21 protein-coding genes are annotated in these 18568 nt (G+C 64.3%); 13 read left to right on the top strand and 8 right to left on the bottom strand.

Annotation, left to right across the window (positions count from 1 at the left end):
- Nucleotides 1–7 precede the first annotated feature (7 nt).
- Nucleotides 8–730, bottom strand: a complete 723-nt coding sequence (locus tag JFY56_RS10855; RefSeq protein WP_208313663.1) for an rRNA pseudouridine synthase — start codon at nucleotides 728–730, stop codon at nucleotides 8–10.
- Between the two features lie 103 nt (nucleotides 731–833).
- On the opposite strand from JFY56_RS10855, the gene JFY56_RS10850 reads away from it, so the two are divergent.
- Complete coding sequence (locus tag JFY56_RS10850) at nucleotides 834–1457, top strand: hypothetical protein (protein WP_208313662.1); 624 nt, start codon at nucleotides 834–836, stop codon at nucleotides 1455–1457.
- Between the two features lie 203 nt (nucleotides 1458–1660).
- On the opposite strand, the gene JFY56_RS10845 is transcribed toward JFY56_RS10850, so the two are convergent.
- Nucleotides 1661–2734: an AI-2E family transporter gene (locus tag JFY56_RS10845; RefSeq protein WP_208313661.1), complete on the bottom strand. Its 1074-nt coding sequence runs from the start codon at nucleotides 2732–2734 to the stop codon at nucleotides 1661–1663.
- Nucleotides 2735–2894: 160 nt separating this feature from the next.
- Entirely contained in the window at nucleotides 2895–3086 is a 192-nt protein-coding gene (locus tag JFY56_RS10840) for a hypothetical protein (RefSeq protein WP_208313660.1), read from the bottom strand.
- A gap of 326 nt (nucleotides 3087–3412) precedes the next feature.
- On the opposite strand from JFY56_RS10840, the gene JFY56_RS10835 reads away from it, so the two are divergent.
- The 3 genes from JFY56_RS10835 to def all read left to right on the top strand — a co-directional run bounded on the left by JFY56_RS10835 (nucleotide 3413) and on the right by def (nucleotide 6976).
- Nucleotides 3413–5182: an ABC transporter transmembrane domain-containing protein gene (locus JFY56_RS10835; RefSeq protein WP_208313659.1), complete on the top strand. Its 1770-nt coding sequence runs from the start codon at nucleotides 3413–3415 to the stop codon at nucleotides 5180–5182.
- 337 nt (nucleotides 5183–5519) lie between these two features.
- Entirely contained in the window at nucleotides 5520–6356 is an 837-nt protein-coding gene (locus JFY56_RS10830; protein WP_208313658.1) for a CvfB family protein, read from the top strand.
- 80 nt (nucleotides 6357–6436) lie between these two features.
- Nucleotides 6437–6976 (top strand): peptide deformylase, encoded by a 540-nt coding sequence (gene def, locus JFY56_RS10825; protein ID WP_208313657.1) that lies wholly within the window; start codon nucleotides 6437–6439, stop codon nucleotides 6974–6976.
- 55 nt (nucleotides 6977–7031) lie between these two features.
- Here def and JFY56_RS24525 read toward each other — a convergent pair whose 3' ends face one another.
- From JFY56_RS24525 to JFY56_RS10805, 5 genes are all read right to left on the bottom strand, one after another.
- Nucleotides 7032–7163 (bottom strand): hypothetical protein, encoded by a 132-nt coding sequence (locus JFY56_RS24525; protein WP_268968857.1) that lies wholly within the window; start codon nucleotides 7161–7163, stop codon nucleotides 7032–7034.
- A gap of 317 nt (nucleotides 7164–7480) precedes the next feature.
- The gene (locus JFY56_RS10820) at nucleotides 7481–7672 is read right to left on the bottom strand and encodes a hypothetical protein (RefSeq protein WP_208313656.1); all 192 of its coding nucleotides are present in this window, start codon (nucleotides 7670–7672) and stop codon (nucleotides 7481–7483) included.
- A gap of 17 nt (nucleotides 7673–7689) precedes the next feature.
- A complete protein-coding gene (locus JFY56_RS10815) occupies nucleotides 7690–8175 on the bottom strand; it encodes a hypothetical protein (protein ID WP_208313655.1) in 486 nt (161 codons plus the stop codon).
- A gap of 129 nt (nucleotides 8176–8304) precedes the next feature.
- Entirely contained in the window at nucleotides 8305–8838 is a 534-nt protein-coding gene (locus JFY56_RS10810) for a hypothetical protein (protein ID WP_208313654.1), read from the bottom strand.
- 113 nt (nucleotides 8839–8951) lie between these two features.
- Nucleotides 8952–10082, bottom strand: coding sequence for a PilT/PilU family type 4a pilus ATPase (locus JFY56_RS10805; RefSeq protein WP_208313653.1), 1131 nt, complete (start codon nucleotides 10080–10082; stop codon nucleotides 8952–8954).
- Between the two features lie 183 nt (nucleotides 10083–10265).
- Between JFY56_RS10805 and JFY56_RS10800 the strand changes: the two genes are divergently transcribed.
- The 9 genes from JFY56_RS10800 (at nucleotide 10266) to JFY56_RS10760 (ending at nucleotide 18437) form a co-directional block, all read left to right on the top strand.
- The gene (locus tag JFY56_RS10800; protein ID WP_208313652.1) at nucleotides 10266–10616 is read left to right on the top strand and encodes a hypothetical protein; all 351 of its coding nucleotides are present in this window, start codon (nucleotides 10266–10268) and stop codon (nucleotides 10614–10616) included.
- 168 nt (nucleotides 10617–10784) lie between these two features.
- Entirely contained in the window at nucleotides 10785–11207 is a 423-nt protein-coding gene (locus JFY56_RS10795) for a DUF3237 domain-containing protein (protein ID WP_208313651.1), read from the top strand.
- Between the two features lie 450 nt (nucleotides 11208–11657).
- Nucleotides 11658–12437 carry an ABC transporter substrate-binding protein gene (locus JFY56_RS10790; protein WP_208313650.1) on the top strand — a complete coding sequence of 260 codons (780 nt, stop codon included), beginning with the start codon at nucleotides 11658–11660 and terminating at the stop codon, nucleotides 12435–12437.
- 124 nt (nucleotides 12438–12561) lie between these two features.
- Nucleotides 12562–13251, top strand: a complete 690-nt coding sequence (locus JFY56_RS10785) for an ABC transporter permease (protein ID WP_208313649.1) — start codon at nucleotides 12562–12564, stop codon at nucleotides 13249–13251.
- A gap of 16 nt (nucleotides 13252–13267) precedes the next feature.
- The gene (locus tag JFY56_RS10780) at nucleotides 13268–13966 is read left to right on the top strand and encodes an ABC transporter permease (RefSeq protein WP_208313648.1); all 699 of its coding nucleotides are present in this window, start codon (nucleotides 13268–13270) and stop codon (nucleotides 13964–13966) included.
- Nucleotides 13967–13976: 10 nt separating this feature from the next.
- Entirely contained in the window at nucleotides 13977–15089 is a 1113-nt protein-coding gene (locus tag JFY56_RS10775) for a succinylglutamate desuccinylase/aspartoacylase family protein (RefSeq protein WP_208313647.1), read from the top strand.
- A 17-nt stretch (nucleotides 15090–15106) separates the two neighbouring features.
- Nucleotides 15107–15871, top strand: a complete 765-nt coding sequence (aotP, locus tag JFY56_RS10770; RefSeq protein ID WP_208313646.1) for an arginine/ornithine transport ATP-binding protein AotP — start codon at nucleotides 15107–15109, stop codon at nucleotides 15869–15871.
- Between the two features lie 43 nt (nucleotides 15872–15914).
- Nucleotides 15915–16898, top strand: a complete 984-nt coding sequence (gene argR / locus JFY56_RS10765; protein WP_208313645.1) for a transcriptional regulator ArgR — start codon at nucleotides 15915–15917, stop codon at nucleotides 16896–16898.
- Between the two features lie 318 nt (nucleotides 16899–17216).
- A complete protein-coding gene (locus tag JFY56_RS10760; RefSeq protein ID WP_208313644.1) occupies nucleotides 17217–18437 on the top strand; it encodes an aspartate aminotransferase family protein in 1221 nt (406 codons plus the stop codon).
- The last annotated feature ends 131 nt before the right edge of the window (nucleotides 18438–18568 follow it).

Here is an 18568-nt window from a genome sequence, read left to right as displayed (position 1 = left end):
TCCGCCCCTAGAAGCGTTCTTGCGGCAAAAGGTAGCGCCATTCGCCGACCGGCAGTTTCGCCATGGACACTCCGCCGAGGCGGATGCGCTTGATCGACAGGACCTGCAGCCCGACCGCCCGGCACATGTGGCCGATCTGGCCGGGGCGGAACTGCTTGCCGGCGAAGCGCAGGCGGGTTTCGCTCTGCCAGCTGACTTTCAATTGCGGCAGGGGCTGGCCCTCGTAGCTGAGGCCGTGGCAAAGGCGGCGCAGGCCGTCCGCGGCGATTGTGCCGGCAACTTCGACCACATACTCGTGCTCGACCTTCTCCGCGTCATCCTCCAGCTTGCGCAGCACGCCACGGCTCTGGGTATAGATCATCAGGCCACTGGCATCGGTTTCCAGCGGGTAGGCCAACTGCTGGTGGCCGAAATGCTTGCGCAGCGGGCGCAATGGCGAACGGTCTTCCTCCCAGTGGTTCGCCGGGACGAGCAACTGTTGCGCGGAATTGGCGCCATTGCCGCTGCCGAACCTGGTCGGCTTGTTCAGCAGCAGGGTGACCGGCTCGATGGGCGTCGGCGTGGCGCCTGGCAGCAGTTCGATGCGCTGGTCGGTGACGCGGAAATGCGCTTCCTCCACAGGCTGGCCATCCACCGTCACCCAGCCGCCCTCGATATACAGCTCGGCCTCGCGGCGGGAGCAGGGCAGCAGTTCGGCAAGGCGCTTGGAAAGGCGGATCGGTTCGGACATGACGGGAGGCCAGGGAAGGATTGGGCGCTCATTGTAACCCGCCGGAGTGGAATGAACGGTGCGAGACCCGGTCAAACCCAAGAGGAGCTGGCGAGGAGTCGAAATGCGCATCAGCCTGATAGATGGCCTGGACTGGGATATCTCCGAAACCGGCAGTGGCAGCCTGAGCAATCGCCGGGGCGACAAGGTGCATCTGCGCCAGGGCGAGATGGACGGTGCCTGCGGGCCTTACTGCCTGGTGATGGCGATGCTCGCGCGCAACCAGTTGAGCCGGCGCCAGGCCAAGGGCGTTGCGCCGGTCGATATGCGCACCCGTTACGGTCGGCTGATGCAGGCGCTGGAGCGTCATGAACCGCTGGTGCGCGTCGGCACCACGGGCGATGACCTGCTGGATCTGCTCGGCGAGATCAGCGACAAGGAGTACCGGGTGGAGAAGGGCAGCGGCCGCCGGATGGTCGAGCTGACCCGGCGCCATCTGCAGGAGAACATCCCGGTGGTGCTGGGATTCCATGGCCGCAAGAGCAGTGATATTCGCCACTGGGGATTGGCGATCGGCATGAGCGAGGATGCCTTCTTCCTCCTTGACCCGGCCCACGAGCTGCAGCGTGGGCTGGCCTGGAATGCCGTGCTGACCACCGATCCGCATGGCTCGCGCTTTGGCTATCGCTACCTCAATCCGAAAGGCACCTGGGCGGTATGTCTGAAGGAAATGGTGGCGCTGCTGTAGGTTCTGTACGAAAAGTGCCTGCGCTCGGTGATGCTTCGTTAAAAACCGGTTCGGACAGTGGCTTGCCACTGAACGCGCTTTAGCGCGGCCCGGAGGGCGAGCGGAGCGAGTAATGCTCATTTACAGCTCGTAAACTCCGCTTCCTCACCGGTTTTTGCCTCGCCTGACCTTCGCTCGGCGACTTTTCGTACAGAACCTAGCGGCTACTCCGCCACCCGTGGGCGCTCGCGCACCCAGGTCATGAACAGCTCGAAGCCGAGCGCCAGCACCACCGGGCCGACGAACAGCCCGAGGATGCCGCTGGTGAGCATGCCGCCGAGGGCGCCGATGAGGATCACTGGCATCGGCACCTTGACCCCGCGGCCGAGCATCAACGGTTTCAGCACGTTGTCGGAAAGCCCGGCGATCACGGTCCAGATGGTGAAGACGATGGAGATCAGCAGCGAATCGTTGGTGAGGAACACGTAGATCAGCGCAGGCAGGGTGATCAGCACCACCGGCAACTGCATGATCCCCAGCAGCAGCACGCCCAGCGCCAGCAGGCCGGCGCCGGGGATGCCCATGACGATGAAGCCGACGCCCAGCAGCAGGGTCTGGATGAAGGCGATCCCCACCACGCCCTGGGCCACCGCGCGGATGGTCGAGGCGCACAGTTCGGCCAGTTCCGGCCCGCGTTCCTCGCCGGAGATGCGCACGGCGATGGCTTCGGCGGTGCTGCTGCCATTCTTGCCGTAGGCCATGATGATGCCGGCGATGAGGAAGGCGGCGAGGAACTCCAGCAGGCCCGCGCCGGCGCCGGCCACCTGGTGCAGGACCGGTTTGGCGAAGCCTTGCAGATGCGGCGCGACCTGATGCAGCACGCCCATGAAGTCGGTGGCGAGGCGTTGCCAGAGCGAGTGGATGGGCTGTCCTACCAGCGGCCAACCGCGTACCGAGTCCGGCGGCATGGGAATGTGCAGGGTCTTGTTCTGGATGGCGTGGACTAACGTGCCTACCGATTCGGCCATCGACGTGCCGAGCATGGCCACCGGTACTAGCAGCACCACGAGTCCGAGCAGGAGGATCAGGATCGAGGCGCCGGCATGGCGGTCACCCAGCCAGCGGGTGAATACCTGGTGCAACGGGTACAGGGCGATCGCCAGGATCACTGCCCAGAGCATCAGGTCGAGGAACGGATGGAAGATACGGAAGCAGAACAGCGCCAACAGCAGGATCAACCCTGCGCGGATAAGCACGTCCAGCAGGTTGCGCGAATGCAGCTGTTCCGGGAGGGGCATTCCAGATCTCCTTGAATGGGGCCGCGTGAGGGCCAGTCCTAACTATCGGCGGACTCTGCCGCAGTTCAAGTGGACAAGGCAACTTTTGCCGGGGAGGAGGATATCTGGAGGGGAGGAGAGAGGAAGGGAAGCCTGCCGCTGGGGGCAGGCTTCGGGGGCATTACTTCTTGCCGAGGCTGATGTGGCGGCTCGGTGCGGCATAGTTCTGGCCGGAAACACCCTTGGCGATCTGCTGGATCTGGCCGCCGCCGTTCAGGAAGGCCGCTACCTGGGCTTCCAGGGACTCGCGGGTTTCCACTGCCGGCGGGGGTTTCGGCATGGATTTTTGGCGGGTGACGGGCTTCGAACTCATGGCTGCCATGACCTTTCATCATCAAAATGGCCGATCATTGTACATGAAATGAGCAGCCTGCGGGGCGGGAATTGGCATGAGCGGCAATGATCCAGGTCAACAGGGGGTGGTATAGCCTGTGACTTCGCGGCTTTCCATTGCATGGACTACGCCCGAGACGGCCTCAGGTGTAGGAGCGAGCTCTGCTCGCGAAGCTTTTGAGTTGCCGGCGTTCGCGAGCAGAGCTCGCTCCTACAGGAATTCACCCTATGGCCAGCCGTACAAGTGGGCTACGCCTTGCGTAGTGCTACGCTCGGCGCAGTGCCCCATCTTGCCGCGAGCAGCCCATGTCTTTCCTGTCGTCACGCCAGCGCACTGCCTTGCGTCTGGCCCGAACCTTCCTCGCTCCCTATCGCTGGCGGGCGCTCGGTGCGCTGGTCGCGCTGTTGTTCACCGCCGCCATCACCCTGTCGCTGGGGCAGGGCATTCGCCTGCTGGTGGACCAGGGATTGCTCACCCAGTCGGCGGATTTGCTGAACCGCTCGATCATGCTGTTCTTCGTGCTGATCGTTGGTCTGGCGGTTGGCACGTTTGCGCGCTTCTATCTGGTGTCGTGGATCGGCGAGCGCTGCGTCGCGGATATCCGCAAGCGTGTGTTCGACCATCTGATCGAGCTGCATCCGGGCTTCTACGAAGACAACCGCAGCTCGGAAATCCAGTCGCGCCTGACTGCCGATACCACCCTGCTGCAGACGGTGATCGGCTCGTCGCTGTCCATGGCGTTGCGCAATACGCTGATGCTGGTGGGCGGGGTGATCCTGATGTTCTTCACCAACGCCAAGCTGACCAGCATCGTCATCGCCGCATTGCCCCTGGTGATCGCGCCGATCCTGCTGTTCGGCCGCCGCGTGCGCAGCCTTTCGCGGCAGAGCCAGGATCGCATCGCCGATGTCGGCAGCTACGTCGGCGAGGCGCTCGGGCAGATCAAGACGGTGCAGGCCTACAACCACCAGACAGAGGATCGCCAGCGTTTCGGCCAGACGGTCGAGCGCGCCTTCGTCACCGCGCGGCGGCGCATCGCCCAGCGTGCCTGGCTGGTCAGCGTGGTGATCCTGCTGGTGCTCGGCGCGGTGGGGGTGATGCTCTGGGTTGGCGGGCTGGATGTGATTTCCGGGCAGATAACCGGCGGCGACCTGGCGGCTTTCGTGTTCTACAGCCTGATCGTCGGCATGGCCTTCGGCACTCTCAGCGAGGTGATCGGCGAGTTGCAGCGCGCCGCCGGCGCCGGCGAGCGGATAGCCGAGCTGTTGCGCGCACGCAGTGAAATCCGTGCGCCCGATGCCGGCCTGCTGAGATTGCCGGCGCGGGTGCAGGGGCGTATCGAGTTGCAGGGCGTGCGCTTCGCCTATCCCACGCGCCCGGAGCAGTGGGCGATCGACGGTATCGACCTGCTGGTGGAACCGGGAGAAACCCTGGCGCTGGTCGGGCCGTCGGGGGCCGGCAAGTCGACCCTGTTCGACCTGCTGCTGCGCTTCTTCGACCCGCAGCAGGGCAGCATCCGCATCGACGGCCAGCCCATCGACCAGCTCGACCCACGTGACCTGCGTCGCTGCTTCGCGCTGGTGGCGCAGAATCCCGCGCTGTTCTTCGGCACGGTGGAGGAGAACATCCGCTACGGTCGCCCGCAGGCCAGCGATGCCGAGGTGGAGGCGGCCGCCCGCGCCGCACATGCCCACGAGTTCATTCTCCGGCTGCCGCAGGGTTACCGGACGCACCTGGGCGAAAGCGGCCTCGGCCTTTCCGGCGGGCAGCGCCAGCGCCTGGCCATCGCCCGCGCGCTGCTGGTGGATGCGCCGATCCTGCTGCTCGACGAAGCCACCAGCGCGCTGGATGCGGAGAGCGAGCACTTGATCCAGCAGGCGCTGCCGAGCCTGATGAGCGGCCGCACCACGCTGGTCATCGCCCACCGCCTGGCCACGGTGCTGAATGCCGACCGTATCGCGGTGATCGATCACGGTCGTCTGGTGGCGCAGGGCAGCCACGCGGAGCTGGTGCGCCGCAACCCGTTGTATGCGCGGTTGGCGGAATTGCAGTTCGGCCAGGCGGTGGGCGGGTGACGCTTGTTGGCGCGTGGCGGCACGGCGCTCCTACGGGCAGACGTGGGGCGTATTCCTGTAGGAGTGAGCTCTGCTCGCGAACGCCGGCAACTCAAAAGCTTCGCGAGCAGAGCTCGCTCCTACAAAAAGCGCCCTCGGCTGCAAGACAGTTGCTCCTACGGGCTGTAATGCTCCACCGTTGGCGCTTCGCAACGCGAAGCCCAACATCGCCATCGTTGGGCTTCACTGCGTTCAGCACCAACCTGCGCGAGTTTTGGCCCAGCCACGTTGCTCCTACGGAAGCGCAAAGACACGGGAGGGAGTAGAATCCTCGCCCTCTTTTTCGAGGTAGACGAACATGGCGGTCATCGGGCGTTTCAATTCATTGCAGGTGGTCAAGCACACCGATTTCGGGCTCTACCTGGACGGCGGCGCGCACGGCGAAATCCTCCTGCCCAAGCGCTACGTGCCGAAGAACGAGCCAACGGAAGAGGGTGACTGGCTGAACGTCTTCGTCTACCTGGACAGCGAGGACCGGCTGATCGCCACCACGCTGAAGCCCAAGGTGCAGGTCGGCGGCTTCGCCAGTCTCAAGGTGGTCGAGGTCAACCGGGTCGGCCTGTTCCTCGACTGGGGCCTGCCCAAGGATCTGCTGCTGCCGCACTCGGAAGAGAAGCGCCCGCTGCAGGTCGGCGACTATTGCGTGGTGTACGTCTACCTCGACGAGCGCACCCGCCGCATCACCGCCACCGCACGCCTGGATCGCTACCTCGACAACACCCCGGCCAACTACAGCACTGGTGAGGAAGTCGACCTGCTGGTGGTCGAGCGTACCGACCTCGGCTACAAGGCGATCATCAACGGCAAGCACTGGGGCCTGATCCACAAGAACGAGGTGTTCAAGTTCGTGCGCAACGGCATGCGCGAGAAGGGCTACATCAAGGAAATGCGCGACGACGGCAAGATCAGCCTGAGCCTGCAGCCGGTCGGCCAGGCCGCCCGCGACGACCTGAGCGAGAAAATCCTCGCCGCGCTGCGCGATGCCGGTGGATCGCTGCCGCTGAGCGACAAGAGCCCGCCGGAGCTGATCAGCCAGCAGTTCGGCGTCAGCAAGGGCAACTTCAAGAAGGCCATCGGCGGCCTCTACAAGCAGGGCCTGATCGTCATCCTCGACGGCAGCATCGAGCTGCCCTGATACCAGGGCGGCCGGGGCTTGCGCGCCGGCCGATGGCGGACCAGCATTGCAGACCCACTACCCGTATCGATGAGGCCGGCATGATCCGCGAAATCCTGAAGATGGGCGACGAGCGCCTGCTGCGCATTGCGCCGCCAGTGCCGCAGGAGTTGTTCGGCAGCCCCGAGTTGCAGACCCTGATCGACGACATGTTCGAAACCATGCGCCACGCCGGCGGCGTCGGGCTGGCAGCGCCGCAGATCGGTGTCGACCTGCAACTGGTGATCTTCGGTTTCGAACACAGCGAGCGCTATCCGGATGCTCCGGCGGTGCCGCAGACCATCCTGCTCAATCCGCTGATCACGCCGCTCGGCGAGGAAGTGGAGGAGGGCTGGGAAGGCTGTCTTTCGGTGCCCGGACTGCGCGGCGCGGTGAATCGCTACCGGCGCATTAGCTACCAGGGCGTCGATCCGCAGGGGCAGCCGATCGATCGCATTGCCGAAGGTTTCCATGCGCGCGTAGTGCAGCATGAGTGCGACCATCTGATCGGCAGGCTCTACCCTTCACGCATCAGCGACTTCAGAAAGTTCGGCTTCACCGAGGTGTTGTTCCCCGGGCTCGATCCCAAAGCCGACGACTGACGGAACGAATCGAGGGGCGGATAACCCGGGAGGGGTTATCCGCGTGGGATGTGCATCAGGGTTGCGACGTGTGGCTGCCGAGCAGAGCCGGACCGGCTTTCTTGTGCTTTTTCGCCATGCGTTTTTCCTGAGCGGTTTTCTGGGGCTTTTTCTTTGCTTCCTTATGGGCATCAAGACCTTTGCTCATGACCTTCACCTCAGATGCTGGTTGATGGTTGCGGCATCCCTGCGGAACGCTCTTTGGCCATTACCACCTCCCGGGGCGCATGAGCGCCGACGAATCGACAAGCTTCTACAGCATAGTTCCGAACCTTGCGGATGGTGTTCGCGTCGGTCGGTTGGCTATATGGCTCTGCCCTCACCCCAGCCCTCTCCCAGTGGGAGAGGGGGCCGCCCCGGAGTGTCGGGCAGGCGTGGCGCTTCTCTCCACGCCGAACAGTCCCCTCTCCCTTCGGGAGAGGGTTAGGGTGAGGGGAAGCCGATCGAGCGGAATGCAATTCCGCCTCAAGACTCCGCCGCCAGCCGCTCCAGCTCCCGCCGCACCATCGCCGCATATTCCGGCGGGCTGAGGCGATACAGTTCTCCCGCCACCCATTGCAGCCAGCGGCCACCCATGCTGTCACGTCGGGAGAGCAGGCGTTGCGCCTCCTCGCGGGCCTTGTCGGCGTGCTGCTGATGGAAGGCGGCGCGGCTCATGCGGAATCCTGTCGCACTCAGCCGCGGCAGCGCAGCGTCTGCGGGTCGATATCGACCTTGGCCAGCAGCTTGCCGTCGTTGCCGGTGTACTGATGGCTGACGCGGATGCGGTAGCGGCGGAAGCGTTCGAGCAGTTCCTGCTGCTGGCAGGTGGCGGCGACCAGCCCGGCCCTCAGGCCGTCCTGCAGCTTCGCCTTGCCTGCAGCGTCAAGTTGCGTGGAGCTCACGCTGGAGATGGAGTAGCGGTAGTACAGGGTCCTGTCGTCCAGACTCAGCTTCACGCTGTTCAGGGTGGTCACCTTGTCCACCTGCTTCGGCAGGTTGTCTCGGGTCTGCTGGTCGAAGAACTCCGCCGACTGCCTGAGGAAGGTTGCCTCGTCCATCGGCGGCTGACCGGCGCGGGCCGAGTAGAGGTAGCCGAGCAGCGCCAGCGGGATTGCCAGCGCGGCGCCAATGAGGATGCGTTTGAGCGTGAATATCCTGCGGGCGGGGTCGCTCGGCATGCTGAAGTCCTGCGTTGGTGGAGAGAGATGGCCGTGCCTTGCGACACGGATGGGCTATTCGCAGTTATAGGTCAAACTGCGTCGCCGTGCCGTGGCTGCAATCCGTTGCAGCGTCGGTATCCCCGGATGTCAGCGCCCCGCCGCCTGGGCGTCCTGCGAGGATGCTGCGCCGAGCATCCCGTCGACCAGCGTCAGGGCCTTCTCGAAGGATGGATAGCCGCTGATCGCCACGTCCAGCCGGCTGTAGGCTGCGCGGTACTGGCTGGCCTTGGCGCGGTCCGCACTGGGGATCAGGAAGGGTTCGCTGTAGACCTTGTAGAGCAGGGCGGTGGCATAGGGCTGGCCTGCCTTCGCGGCCTCTTCCAGCAGGTCGAGGGCTTCCTCCGTGGGCGCGCCGTCCTTGATCTTCAGCAACGCCTTGTAGAAGGGCGCCTCGCCCTTCCGGTCGTAGGGCATGGCGCGATCCAGCAGCGCATCGGCGAGCCGGTAGTTTTCCTTTTCGCCGGAGGCGATGAGCAGTCGGGCCTGCAGCATGTCGTTCTGGTACAGCATGCGCTCCGCCTGGCAGCGTTCGCTGAGGTCGGTGCAGGGTTTGGATGCGGCACAGCCGGCCAGCAGGATAGGCAGGCTCAAGGCGATCAGGCGGGTACTCAGGCGATACATGCCCACGAAACTCCTCGATGTCGAGTATTGCACCAGGACCGCTGCCGGCCGCTGCGCAGTTTTTTGTAGGGAGCCAGCATAACCGGTCGGGGATGCAGGCAAAAAGCCATTCTTCAGTTGTCGCGCAGCATCTTCAGGTCCGTATCGGATGCGTCTGAGCCGTGCTCCAGCTTGATCTTCAGGCTGAGATCGGTTCGCGAATCGGCGAACTTCAGCGCGTCCGACAGGCTGATGCGTCCGGATTCGAACAGCGTGTAGATGCTCTGGTCGAAACTCTGCATGCCCTGTTCCAGAGCCCGCTCGGTCGCTCCCTTCATTTCCCCCAGTTCGTCGCGCTGGATCAATCCGCGGATATGCGGCGTGCCCAGGACCACTTCGACCGCGACGACGCGCTTTTGTGCCGTGCCGGGTATCAGGCGCTGGCCGATCACCGCCAGCAGGTTCTGCGCCAGATCCGCCATCACCTGGTGACGGGCTTCATCCGGGAAGAAGCGGGCGGCGCGTTCCATGGCATGGCGGGAGCTGGTGCCGTGCAGCGTGGCCAGGCACAGGTGGCCGGTTTCGGCGTAGTGCAGGGCATGCTGCATGGTTTCCAGGTCGCGGATTTCGCCGATCATGATGACGTCCGGCGCCTCGCGCAGCACGTTGCGCAAGGCCTCGGAGAAACTGTGGGTATCCAGCCCGACCTCGCGCTGGTCGATGATCGAGCGGCGGTGGGTGTGGAGGAACTCGATGGGGTCTTCCACGCAGACGATGTGCCCGCTGCGCCGCTTGTTGCGGAAATCCAGCATGGACGCCAGGGTGGTCGATTTCCCGCTGCCGGCCGCGCCGACCACCAGGATCAGCCCGCGATCCTGCAGCGCCAGCTTTTCCAGTATCCGCGGCAGGCCGAGGGTGGCGAAGTCCGGGATCACGTCCTTGATGTGCCGTGCGACCATCGCCACTTCGCCGCGCTGGTAATAGATGTTGATCCGGTAGCGCCCGCTGTCGGGCACGCTGATCGCCAGGTTCATCTCCAGATCGCGTTCGAAGTCGCCGATCTGTTTCTCGGTCATCAACTGATAGGCCAGTTTCTTCACTTCCCCGGAGGTCAATGGCCGCTCGCCAACCTGCTGGTTGTGTCCTTCCACCTTGATCAGCGGTGCTGCGCCGACGCTGAAGAACATGTCCGAACCGCCATGCTGGTGCAGCAGGTTCAGATAGGCGAACACATCGCTGGAGTTGTCCTGGGGCAAGTCGTTCATGGTGCCTCCGCGGGCTATCGGGAAAAGCCTAGCAGTCCGGCGCCGTGGGCGTGAAAGGGGCCGGCACTTCGATGCGGGCGGGCTATCCTTAGGCTGGCATGGGTGTGCGCAATCGGCAGCGTCATCCGACCGGCGTCGCCCGGGGCAGACCAAATGGGGCGGCATTCGATACAGGGACAAGACATGAAACCGATATGGGGATTGTTACCGTTGCTGCTGACCGGCTGCGCGTCGGTGAGCGATGTCTGGCCGGTCGGCGACGGCATGTATGTGGTGTCCGCCGCAGCGCTGCCGGGGATCGGCGGCGCCGCCACGGCCAACGAGTATGCGCTGCACAAGGCGCAGCGGTTCTGCGGGCAGAAGGACTATCGCGTCCTGCTGGTGAACGAGGACTACCAGGACCTGACGCGGCTTTCCATCAGCGGGTCCTTCTATCGCGTCGGCAAGTCCTACACGGACGACATGTTCAAGCACCAGCGCGACGGCGTCGTCTTCAAATGCGGGGTTGTCGCCGGCCGCAACGTGTCCGGGTGAGTCCGGGGCAGGCGGCGGATTCATCCCGCCTGCCGAATCTGCGCCGGAAATGGCCGTTCAGTCGTTTGTCGTGCTCATGCGCCAGTGGTATCAAGTTCCTGCCTCCGCAACGCCCCGGATGAACTGCGGAGTTTTCTTTCAGGAACGCCTAGAACAAGGAAAACAAGCATGAGCGTTACTTTGACCCACCTGGCCACCGCCACCCTCAAGCTGGGTGAGCCGGTCCAGATGCCCAATACCCCGCGCGGCACGCGCCTTGTCGTCGAACTGCTCGGCGGCCAGTGGGAGGGCGAGCGGCTGAAAGCCACCATGAAGAACGTCGCCGCCGCCGACTGGGCGCTGATCAGTCCGGACGGCACGCTGTTCATCGAAGTGCGCTGCACCCTGGAAACCCACGATGGCGCATTCATCCAGGTGTCCTATGAGGGCCGTGGCGCCATCGGCCCCGAGGGCCTGGGCGCGGTCATCGCCGCTCCCACCTTCGAAACCGGCGACCCGCGCTATGCCTGGCTGAACAAGGTGCAGGCCATCGGTCGCGGCCGGAAGACCAGCGACGACACCCTGGTATACGACTTCTACGAGGCGAGCTGATCGCCGTTCCGCATCGGTCGCGGTGCCGGATGGGGTGCGCTCCATCCTGTCACCGCTTGCGTAACACTTCCGCACCAGACTGAGGCGCATGGGAACGCTTTCGGGAGCAGGATTCGTTCATATACCTGCGCAGGCCCGCGATTGGCGGGGGATCGGTCTTGTGGCTCGATTCCTGCTTTATCTAACGGTTCAGCTTTTTTCCGAAGTTTCATGCTTTTCCTTCCCCGTCAATACCTTCGGTTATTCCTTCCGGCTCTTCTATAATTTGTTGTCGCATTGAAGAAATAACGGCTTCCGGGCTGCCGCTAGAATGCCGCCACCCCGGTTAGTGCGTTTCTACCAGAACCGCGCTACAGCGATGCGCAGATGACTCACCCCTCCATTTGCACGGACAGCCAGGGCCGATTCCTTTCTCCGCCAATCGAAGTCACATCCTCGAAGGAGCTGATGATGAAGAAGTTCGTACTTCTCGGCGCGCTGGCCATGTCCGCGCTCTCCCTGGTCGCCCATGCCGACGACAAGCCGGTGCGCATCGGCATCGAAGCCGGTTACCCGCCGTTCTCCTTCAAGACTCCGGATGGCCAGCTGGCCGGTTTCGACGTGGATATCGGCAATGCGCTCTGCGAAGAGATGAAGGTCAAGTGCAAGTGGGTCGAGCAGGAGTTCGACGGCCTGATCCCGGCGCTGAAAGTGCGCAAGATCGACGCCATCCTGTCGTCCATGACCATCACCCCCGAGCGCCAGAAGTCGGTCGACTTCACCAACAAGTACTACCACACCCCGGCGCGCTTCGTGATGAAGGAAGGCGCGGCCATGAGCGACCCGACCGTCGACCTGAAGGGCAAGAAGGTCGGCGTGCTGCGCGCCAGCGTGCATGATCGCTACGCCACCGACGTGCTGGCTCCGGCCGGTATCGAAGTGGTGCGCTACGGCTCCCAGCAGGAAGCCAACATGGACCTGGTTTCCGGCCGCATCGACGCGACCATGGCCGACTCGGTCAACCTCGACGACGGCTTCCTGAAGACCGAGGCCGGCAAGGGCTACGCCTTCGTAGGTCCGGAGTACAACGATCCGAAGTACTTCGGTGGTGGCGCCGGCATTGCGGTGCGCAAGGGCGATACTGCCCTGGCGGAGAAATTCAACGCTGCTATCGCAGCGGTCCGCGCCAACGGCAAGTACAAGCAGGTCCAGGACAAGTACTTCAAGTTCGACGTCTACGGCGAGAACTGATTTCCGTCCACGAAAGTGGCACAAGCGAGGGTGAAGTCCCGTTGTTTGTGCCACTTTTTTATTGGCGTGGTGATTTCCTTTCGGCGGCTGTCCTGATGCCGTCGTCCGCAAGAGGTGTTGAGCGATGTTCACTGGCTACGGGGCAACCATCCTTGATGGTGCCTGGCTGACGCTTCAGCTGGCGCTGCTTTCGATGGTCCTGGCGATTGCCCTCGGACTGATCGGCGCAGCCTTCCGCCTGTCGCCGGTCCGCTGGCTGGCCTGGTGCGGCGACCTGTATGCCACGGTCATCCGCGGCGTGCCTGACCTGGTGCTGATCCTGCTGATCTTCTACGGCGGCCAGGCCCTGGTGAACTGGGTCGCGCCGATGTTCGGCTACGAGGACTACATCGACCTCAATCCGTTCATCTCCGGCGTCGGCACCCTCGGCTTCATCTTCGGCGCCTACCTCTCGGAAACCTTCCGTGGCGCCTTCATGGCCATCCCGAAAGGGCAGGGCGAGGCCGGCTTCGCCTACGGCATGAGCGGCCTGCAGGTGTTCTTCCGCATCCAGGTGCCGCAGATGATCCGCCTGGCCATCCCCGGCTTCACCAACAACTGGCTGGTGCTGGTCAAGGCGACCGCGCTGATTTCCGTGGTCGGCCTGCAGGACATGATGTTCAAGGCCAAGCAGGCCTCCGACGCCACCCGCGAGCCGTTCACCTATTTCCTCGCCGTGGCGGCGCTGTATCTGGTGGTGACCACCATTTCGCTGATCCTGCTGCGCATGCTCGAACGCCGCTACTCGGTCGGCGTGAAAGTCGCCGATCTCTGATACAAGGGGTGCCATCGTGATTTTCGACTTCTCCGTCATCTGGGACAGCATCCCGCTCTACATCAGCGGCCTCTGGGTCACCCTCAAGCTGCTGGCGATCTCGCTGTTCTTCGGCCTGCTGGCGGCGGTGCCGCTGGCGCTGATGCGGGTGTCCAAGCGCCCGCTGGTCAACCTGCCGGCCTGGTTCTACACCTACGTGATCCGCGGCACGCCGATGCTCGTGCAACTGTTCCTGATCTACTACGGGCTGGCCCAGTTCGCCGTGGTGCGTGAAAGCGCGTTCTGGCCGTGGCTGTCCAACGCCACCTTCTGCGCCTGTGCGGCCTTCGCCATCAATACCAGCGCCTACACCGCGGAAATCCTCGCCGGCAGCATCAAGGCCACGCCCCATGGCGAAATCGAGGCAGCCAAGGCGATGGGCATGTCGCGCCTGAAGATGTACCGCCGCATCCTCCTGCCGTCGGCGCTGCGCCGCGCGCTGCCGCAGTACAGCAACGAAGTGATCATGATGCTGCAGACCACCAGCCTGGCTTCCATCGTCACCCTGGTCGACATCACCGGCGCGGCGCGTACCGTCTATTCGCAGTACTACCTGCCGTTCGAGGCGTTCATCACCGCCGGCCTGTTCTACCTGGTGCTGACCTTCACCCTGGTGCGCCTGTTCAAGATTGCCGAGCGCCGCTACCTGGCTTATCTCGCACCGCGCAAGCACTGAGGAACTGAGCATGGAACGTATCGATCACCTGCTGCCGTGGAGCAGTCTCGGCAGCGAACGCCGCCTGAGCGTGTTCCGCTTCGGCGCCGGCGAGCGCAAGGTCTACATCCAGGCCAGCCTGCACGCCGATGAGCTGCCGGGCATGCGTACCGCCTGGGAGCTGAAGCAGCGTCTTGCCGATCTGGAGGCCAGGGGGCTTCTGAAGGCGCGTGTCGAGCTGGTTCCGGTGGCCAACCCCATCGGCCTCGGCCAGACCCTGCAGGCCAGCCATCTCGGCCGTTTCGAGCTGGGCAGCGGGAAGAATTTCAATCGCGACTTCGTCGAGCTGAGCGAACTGGTTGCCGCCCGTGTCGGCGCGCGTCTCGGTGCCGACGAACAGGCCAACGTCGCGCTGATCCGCCAGACCATGGTCGAGGCGCTGGACGAGTTGCCGCCGGCCGGTTCCGAGCTTCAGGGCATGCAGCGCCTGCTGCTGCGCCATGCCTGCGATGCGGACGTGGTGCTCGACCTGCACTGCGATTTCGAGGCGGCGATCCATCTCTACGCGATCCCGCAGCACTGGCCGACCTGGCGCTCCCTGGCGGCGCGCCTGAAGGCGGGCACGGTGCTGCTGGCGGAGGATTCCGGCGGCAGCTCCTTCGACGAGTCCTGCTCACTGCCGTGGCTACGCCTGGCGCGCGCCTTCCCGGATGCGGCGATTCCGCTGGCCTGCCTGGCGACCACCGTTGAACTCGGCAGCATGGGCGATACCCGCGTCGACCAGGCCCGGGCCAACGCCGAGGCGATCCTCGGCTTCCTCGCCGAACAGGGCCTGATCGCCGGCGAGTGGCCGGCGGCGCCCGCGGAATGTTGTGAGGGAGTGCCCTTCGAGGGCACCGAATACCTGTACGCGCCGCATGCCGGCGTAGTCAGCTTCCTGCGCGCCGCCGGCGAGTGGGTGGAGAAGGGCGATGCACTGTTCGAAGTGGTCGACCCGCTGAATGACAAGCTCAGCACCGTTCATGCCGGGACTTCCGGGGTGTTGTTCGCCATCGAGCGCGGGCGCTATGCCCAGCCGGGGCTGTGGTTGGCCAAGGTGGCCGGGCGTGAACCGTTCCGCAAGGGCCGGCTGATCAACGACTGAATTCGAGAATCGACAGCATGTACAAACTGGAAATCCAGGACCTGCACAAGCGCTACGGCGACCACGAAGTGCTCAAGGGCGTATCCCTTGCCGCCAAGGCTGGCGACGTGATCAGCATCATCGGCTCGTCCGGCTCGGGCAAGAGTACCTTCCTGCGCTGCATCAACCTGCTGGAGCAGCCGCACTCCGGCAAGATCCTCCTCAACGGCGAGGAACTGAAGCTGGTGCCGACGAAGAACGGCGGGCTCAAGGCCGCCGACAGCAAGCAGTTGCAGCGCATGCGTTCGCGCCTGTCGATGGTGTTCCAGCACTTCAACCTGTGGTCGCACATGAGCGCGCTGGAAAACGTCATCGAGGCGCCGGTGCATGTCCTCGGCGTGCCGAAGAAGGAAGCGCTGGAGAAGGCCGAGCACTACCTGGCCAAGGTCGGCGTGGCGCACCGCAAGGACGCCTACCCGGCGCACATGTCCGGCGGCGAGCAGCAGCGCGTGGCCATCGCCCGTGCGCTGGCGGTGGAGCCGGAGGTGATGCTGTTCGACGAGCCGACTTCGGCGCTCGACCCGGAACTGGTCGGCGAAGTGCTGAAGGTCATGCAGGACCTCGCCCAGGAAGGCCGCACCATGGTGGTGGTGACCCACGAGATGGGCTTCGCCCGCGAGGTTTCCAACCAGTTGGTGTTCCTGCACAAGGGGCTGGTGGAAGAGCGCGGTTGCCCGAAGGAAGTGCTGGCCAACCCGCAGTCGGAACGTCTCAAGCAGTTCCTTTCCGGCAGCTTGAAGTAAGCTTGGGTATTCACACCTATACGAGGTCGATGGAACGTCCAGCATGACAGCCCAACGCATCGGTTTCCTGCTCTGGCCGCAGACTCGCGCGCTGACCCTGGCGCTCGCCGAGGAGGCCCTGAGGGTGGCCCGGCGGTTGCATCCAGAGGCGCTCTACGATCCGGTCTTCATGCTCGCCGAAACGCCAGCCGAAGGCGATGGCTGGCACCTGCCCGGAAAGCCCTGGCAGGGTCTGCTGGAGCAATGCCAGCGGGTGTTCCTGGTCGCTGACGAGGCTTCGGCGCAGGTCGCTCCGCCACTGGCTGCCGCGCTCAAGCAACTGGTGCGCGGCGGCTCCAGCGTCGGTGCGCTATCCGCCGGCATCTATCCTCTGGCCCAGCTGGGACTGCTCGACGGCTATCGCGCCGCCGTGCACTGGCGCTGGCAGGACGATTTCACCGAGCGCTATCCCAAGGTCATCGCCACCAACCACCTGTTCGAATGGGATCGCGACCGTCTCAGTGCCTGTGGCGGCATGGCGGTGCTCGACCTGTTGCTGGCGGTGCTGTCGCGCGATCACGGCGCGGAACTGGCCGGCGCGGTATCCGAGGAACTGGTGGTCGAGCGCATCCGCGAAGGCTCCGAACGCCAGCGCATCCCGCTGAAGAACCGCCTCGGTTCCAGCCACCCGAAGCTCACCCAGGCGGTGCTGCTGATGGAGGCGAACATCGAGGAGCCGCTGACCACCGACGAGATCGCCCAGCACGTCTGCGTGTCGCGCCGCCAGCTGGAGCGCATCTTCAAGCAATACCTGAACCGCGTGCCCAGCCAGTACTACCTGGAACTGCGCCTGAACCGCGCGCGGCAGATGCTCATGCAGACCAGCAAGTCGATCATCCAGATTGGCTTGTCCTGCGGCTTCTCCTCCGGCCCGCACTTCTCCAGCGCCTACCGCAACTTCTTCGGCGTCACCCCGCGGGAAGACCGCAACCAGCGCCGTGGTCATGGCGCAGCCGAGGCCGCTCCGGCCGTCAGCGAGCGCGGTTGAATAACGTCGCCGGGTTTCACTCCTCGTAGGTTGGGCTGAGGTACGAAGCCCAACGACTGCATCCGGCCCGACAGATGTCGGGCTTCGCTTCGCTCAGCACCAACCTACGGGCTCCGAAGAAAATTTCCCGCCGGCTGCGCCCATTGTTCCGCCTGCGTTTAAACTGCGCCTTCCCGACGCTTTCTGTCGCATTTCCGTAAGCCTCGGAATTCCGCGGGTTGGCGCTATAACAAGTTGTCGCATGGCGGCAATGCCGGCCTCGTTTCAGTCCCTACAATCCTTTCATCGATAGCCGCCTTACCAGGCAGGAGAACACCGATGTCCGCTCCGCAAGCGCAGGTTCAACGTTCCGACTTCGACCAGGTCATGGTTCCCAACTATTCCCCGGCCGCTTTCATTCCGGTGCGTGGTCAGGGTTCCCGAGTCTGGGATCAGAGCGGCCGTGAGCTGATCGACTTCGCCGGCGGCATCGCGGTGAACTCGCTGGGCCATGCGCATCCGGCGCTGGTCGAGGCGCTGACCGAGCAGGCCAACAAGATCTGGCACGTGTCCAACGTGTTCACCAACGAGCCGGCCCTGCGCCTGGCGAAGAAGCTGATCGACGCCACCTTCGCCGAGCGCGTGTTCTTCGCCAACTCCGGCGCTGAGGCCAACGAGGCCGCGCTGAAGCTGGCCCGCCGCTATGCCCACGACGTCTACGGTCCGGAGAAGTACGAGATCATCTCGATGGTCAACAGCTTCCACGGTCGCACCCTGTTCACCGTCAACGTCGGCGGCCAGGCCAAGTATTCCGATGGCTTCGGACCGAAGGTCGAGGGCATCACCCATATCCCGTTCAACGACCTGGATGCGCTGAAGGCCGCCATCTCCGCCAGGACCTGCGCGGTGATCATCGAGCCGGTGCAGGGCGAGAGCGGCGTGCTGCCGGCCGACCAGGCCTACCTGGAAGGCGTGCGCAAGCTCTGCGACGAGAACAATGCGCTGCTGATCTTCGACGAAGTGCAGAGCGGCTTCGGCCGTACCGGCTACCTCTATGCCTACCAGCACTACGGCGTGAATCCGGACATCCTCTCCAGCGCCAAGAGCCTGGGCGGCGGTTTCCCGATCGGCGCCATGCTGACCACCGCGAAGATCGCCGAGCACCTGGTCGTCGGCACCCATGGCACCACCTACGGCGGCAACCCGCTGGCCTGCGCGGTGTCCGGCGCGGCGTTCGACGTGATCAACACCCCGGAAGTCCTGGCCGGCGTGAAGGCCAAGCATGAGCGCTTCAAGGCGCGTCTGGAGAAGATCGGTGCCGAATACGGCATCTTCACCCAGGTTCGCGGTCTCGGCCTGCTGATCGGCGCGGTGCTTTCCGACGCCTGGAAGGGCAAGGCCAAGGACGTCCTGAACGCCGCCGAGAAAGAGGCCGTGATGGTCCTGCAGGCCGGTCCGGACGTGGTGCGCTTCGCGCCCAGCCTGGTGATCGCCGATGCCGACATCGACGAAGGCCTGGATCGCTTCGAGCGCGCGGTCGCCAGCCTGACCCGCGGCTGAACGCCCGGCTAAGCTGAAATATCTGCACCGGATCGCAGATCCGGTGCCTTCGATCCGGTCGGTGCAGTGTCCGACCGTTTCCCGTAGGGATTGAATGCGGCGACGCAGGATGTGTCGCGCCTGTAATTCAC

The sequence above is a fragment of the Pseudomonas schmalbachii genome, from assembly GCF_017589465.1.
In the GTDB taxonomy this organism is placed as follows: Bacteria; Pseudomonadota; Gammaproteobacteria; order Pseudomonadales; family Pseudomonadaceae; genus Pseudomonas; species Pseudomonas schmalbachii.
Note: the sequence above shows the minus strand (reverse complement) of the source record. Positions and strands in the feature narration are given on the sequence as shown.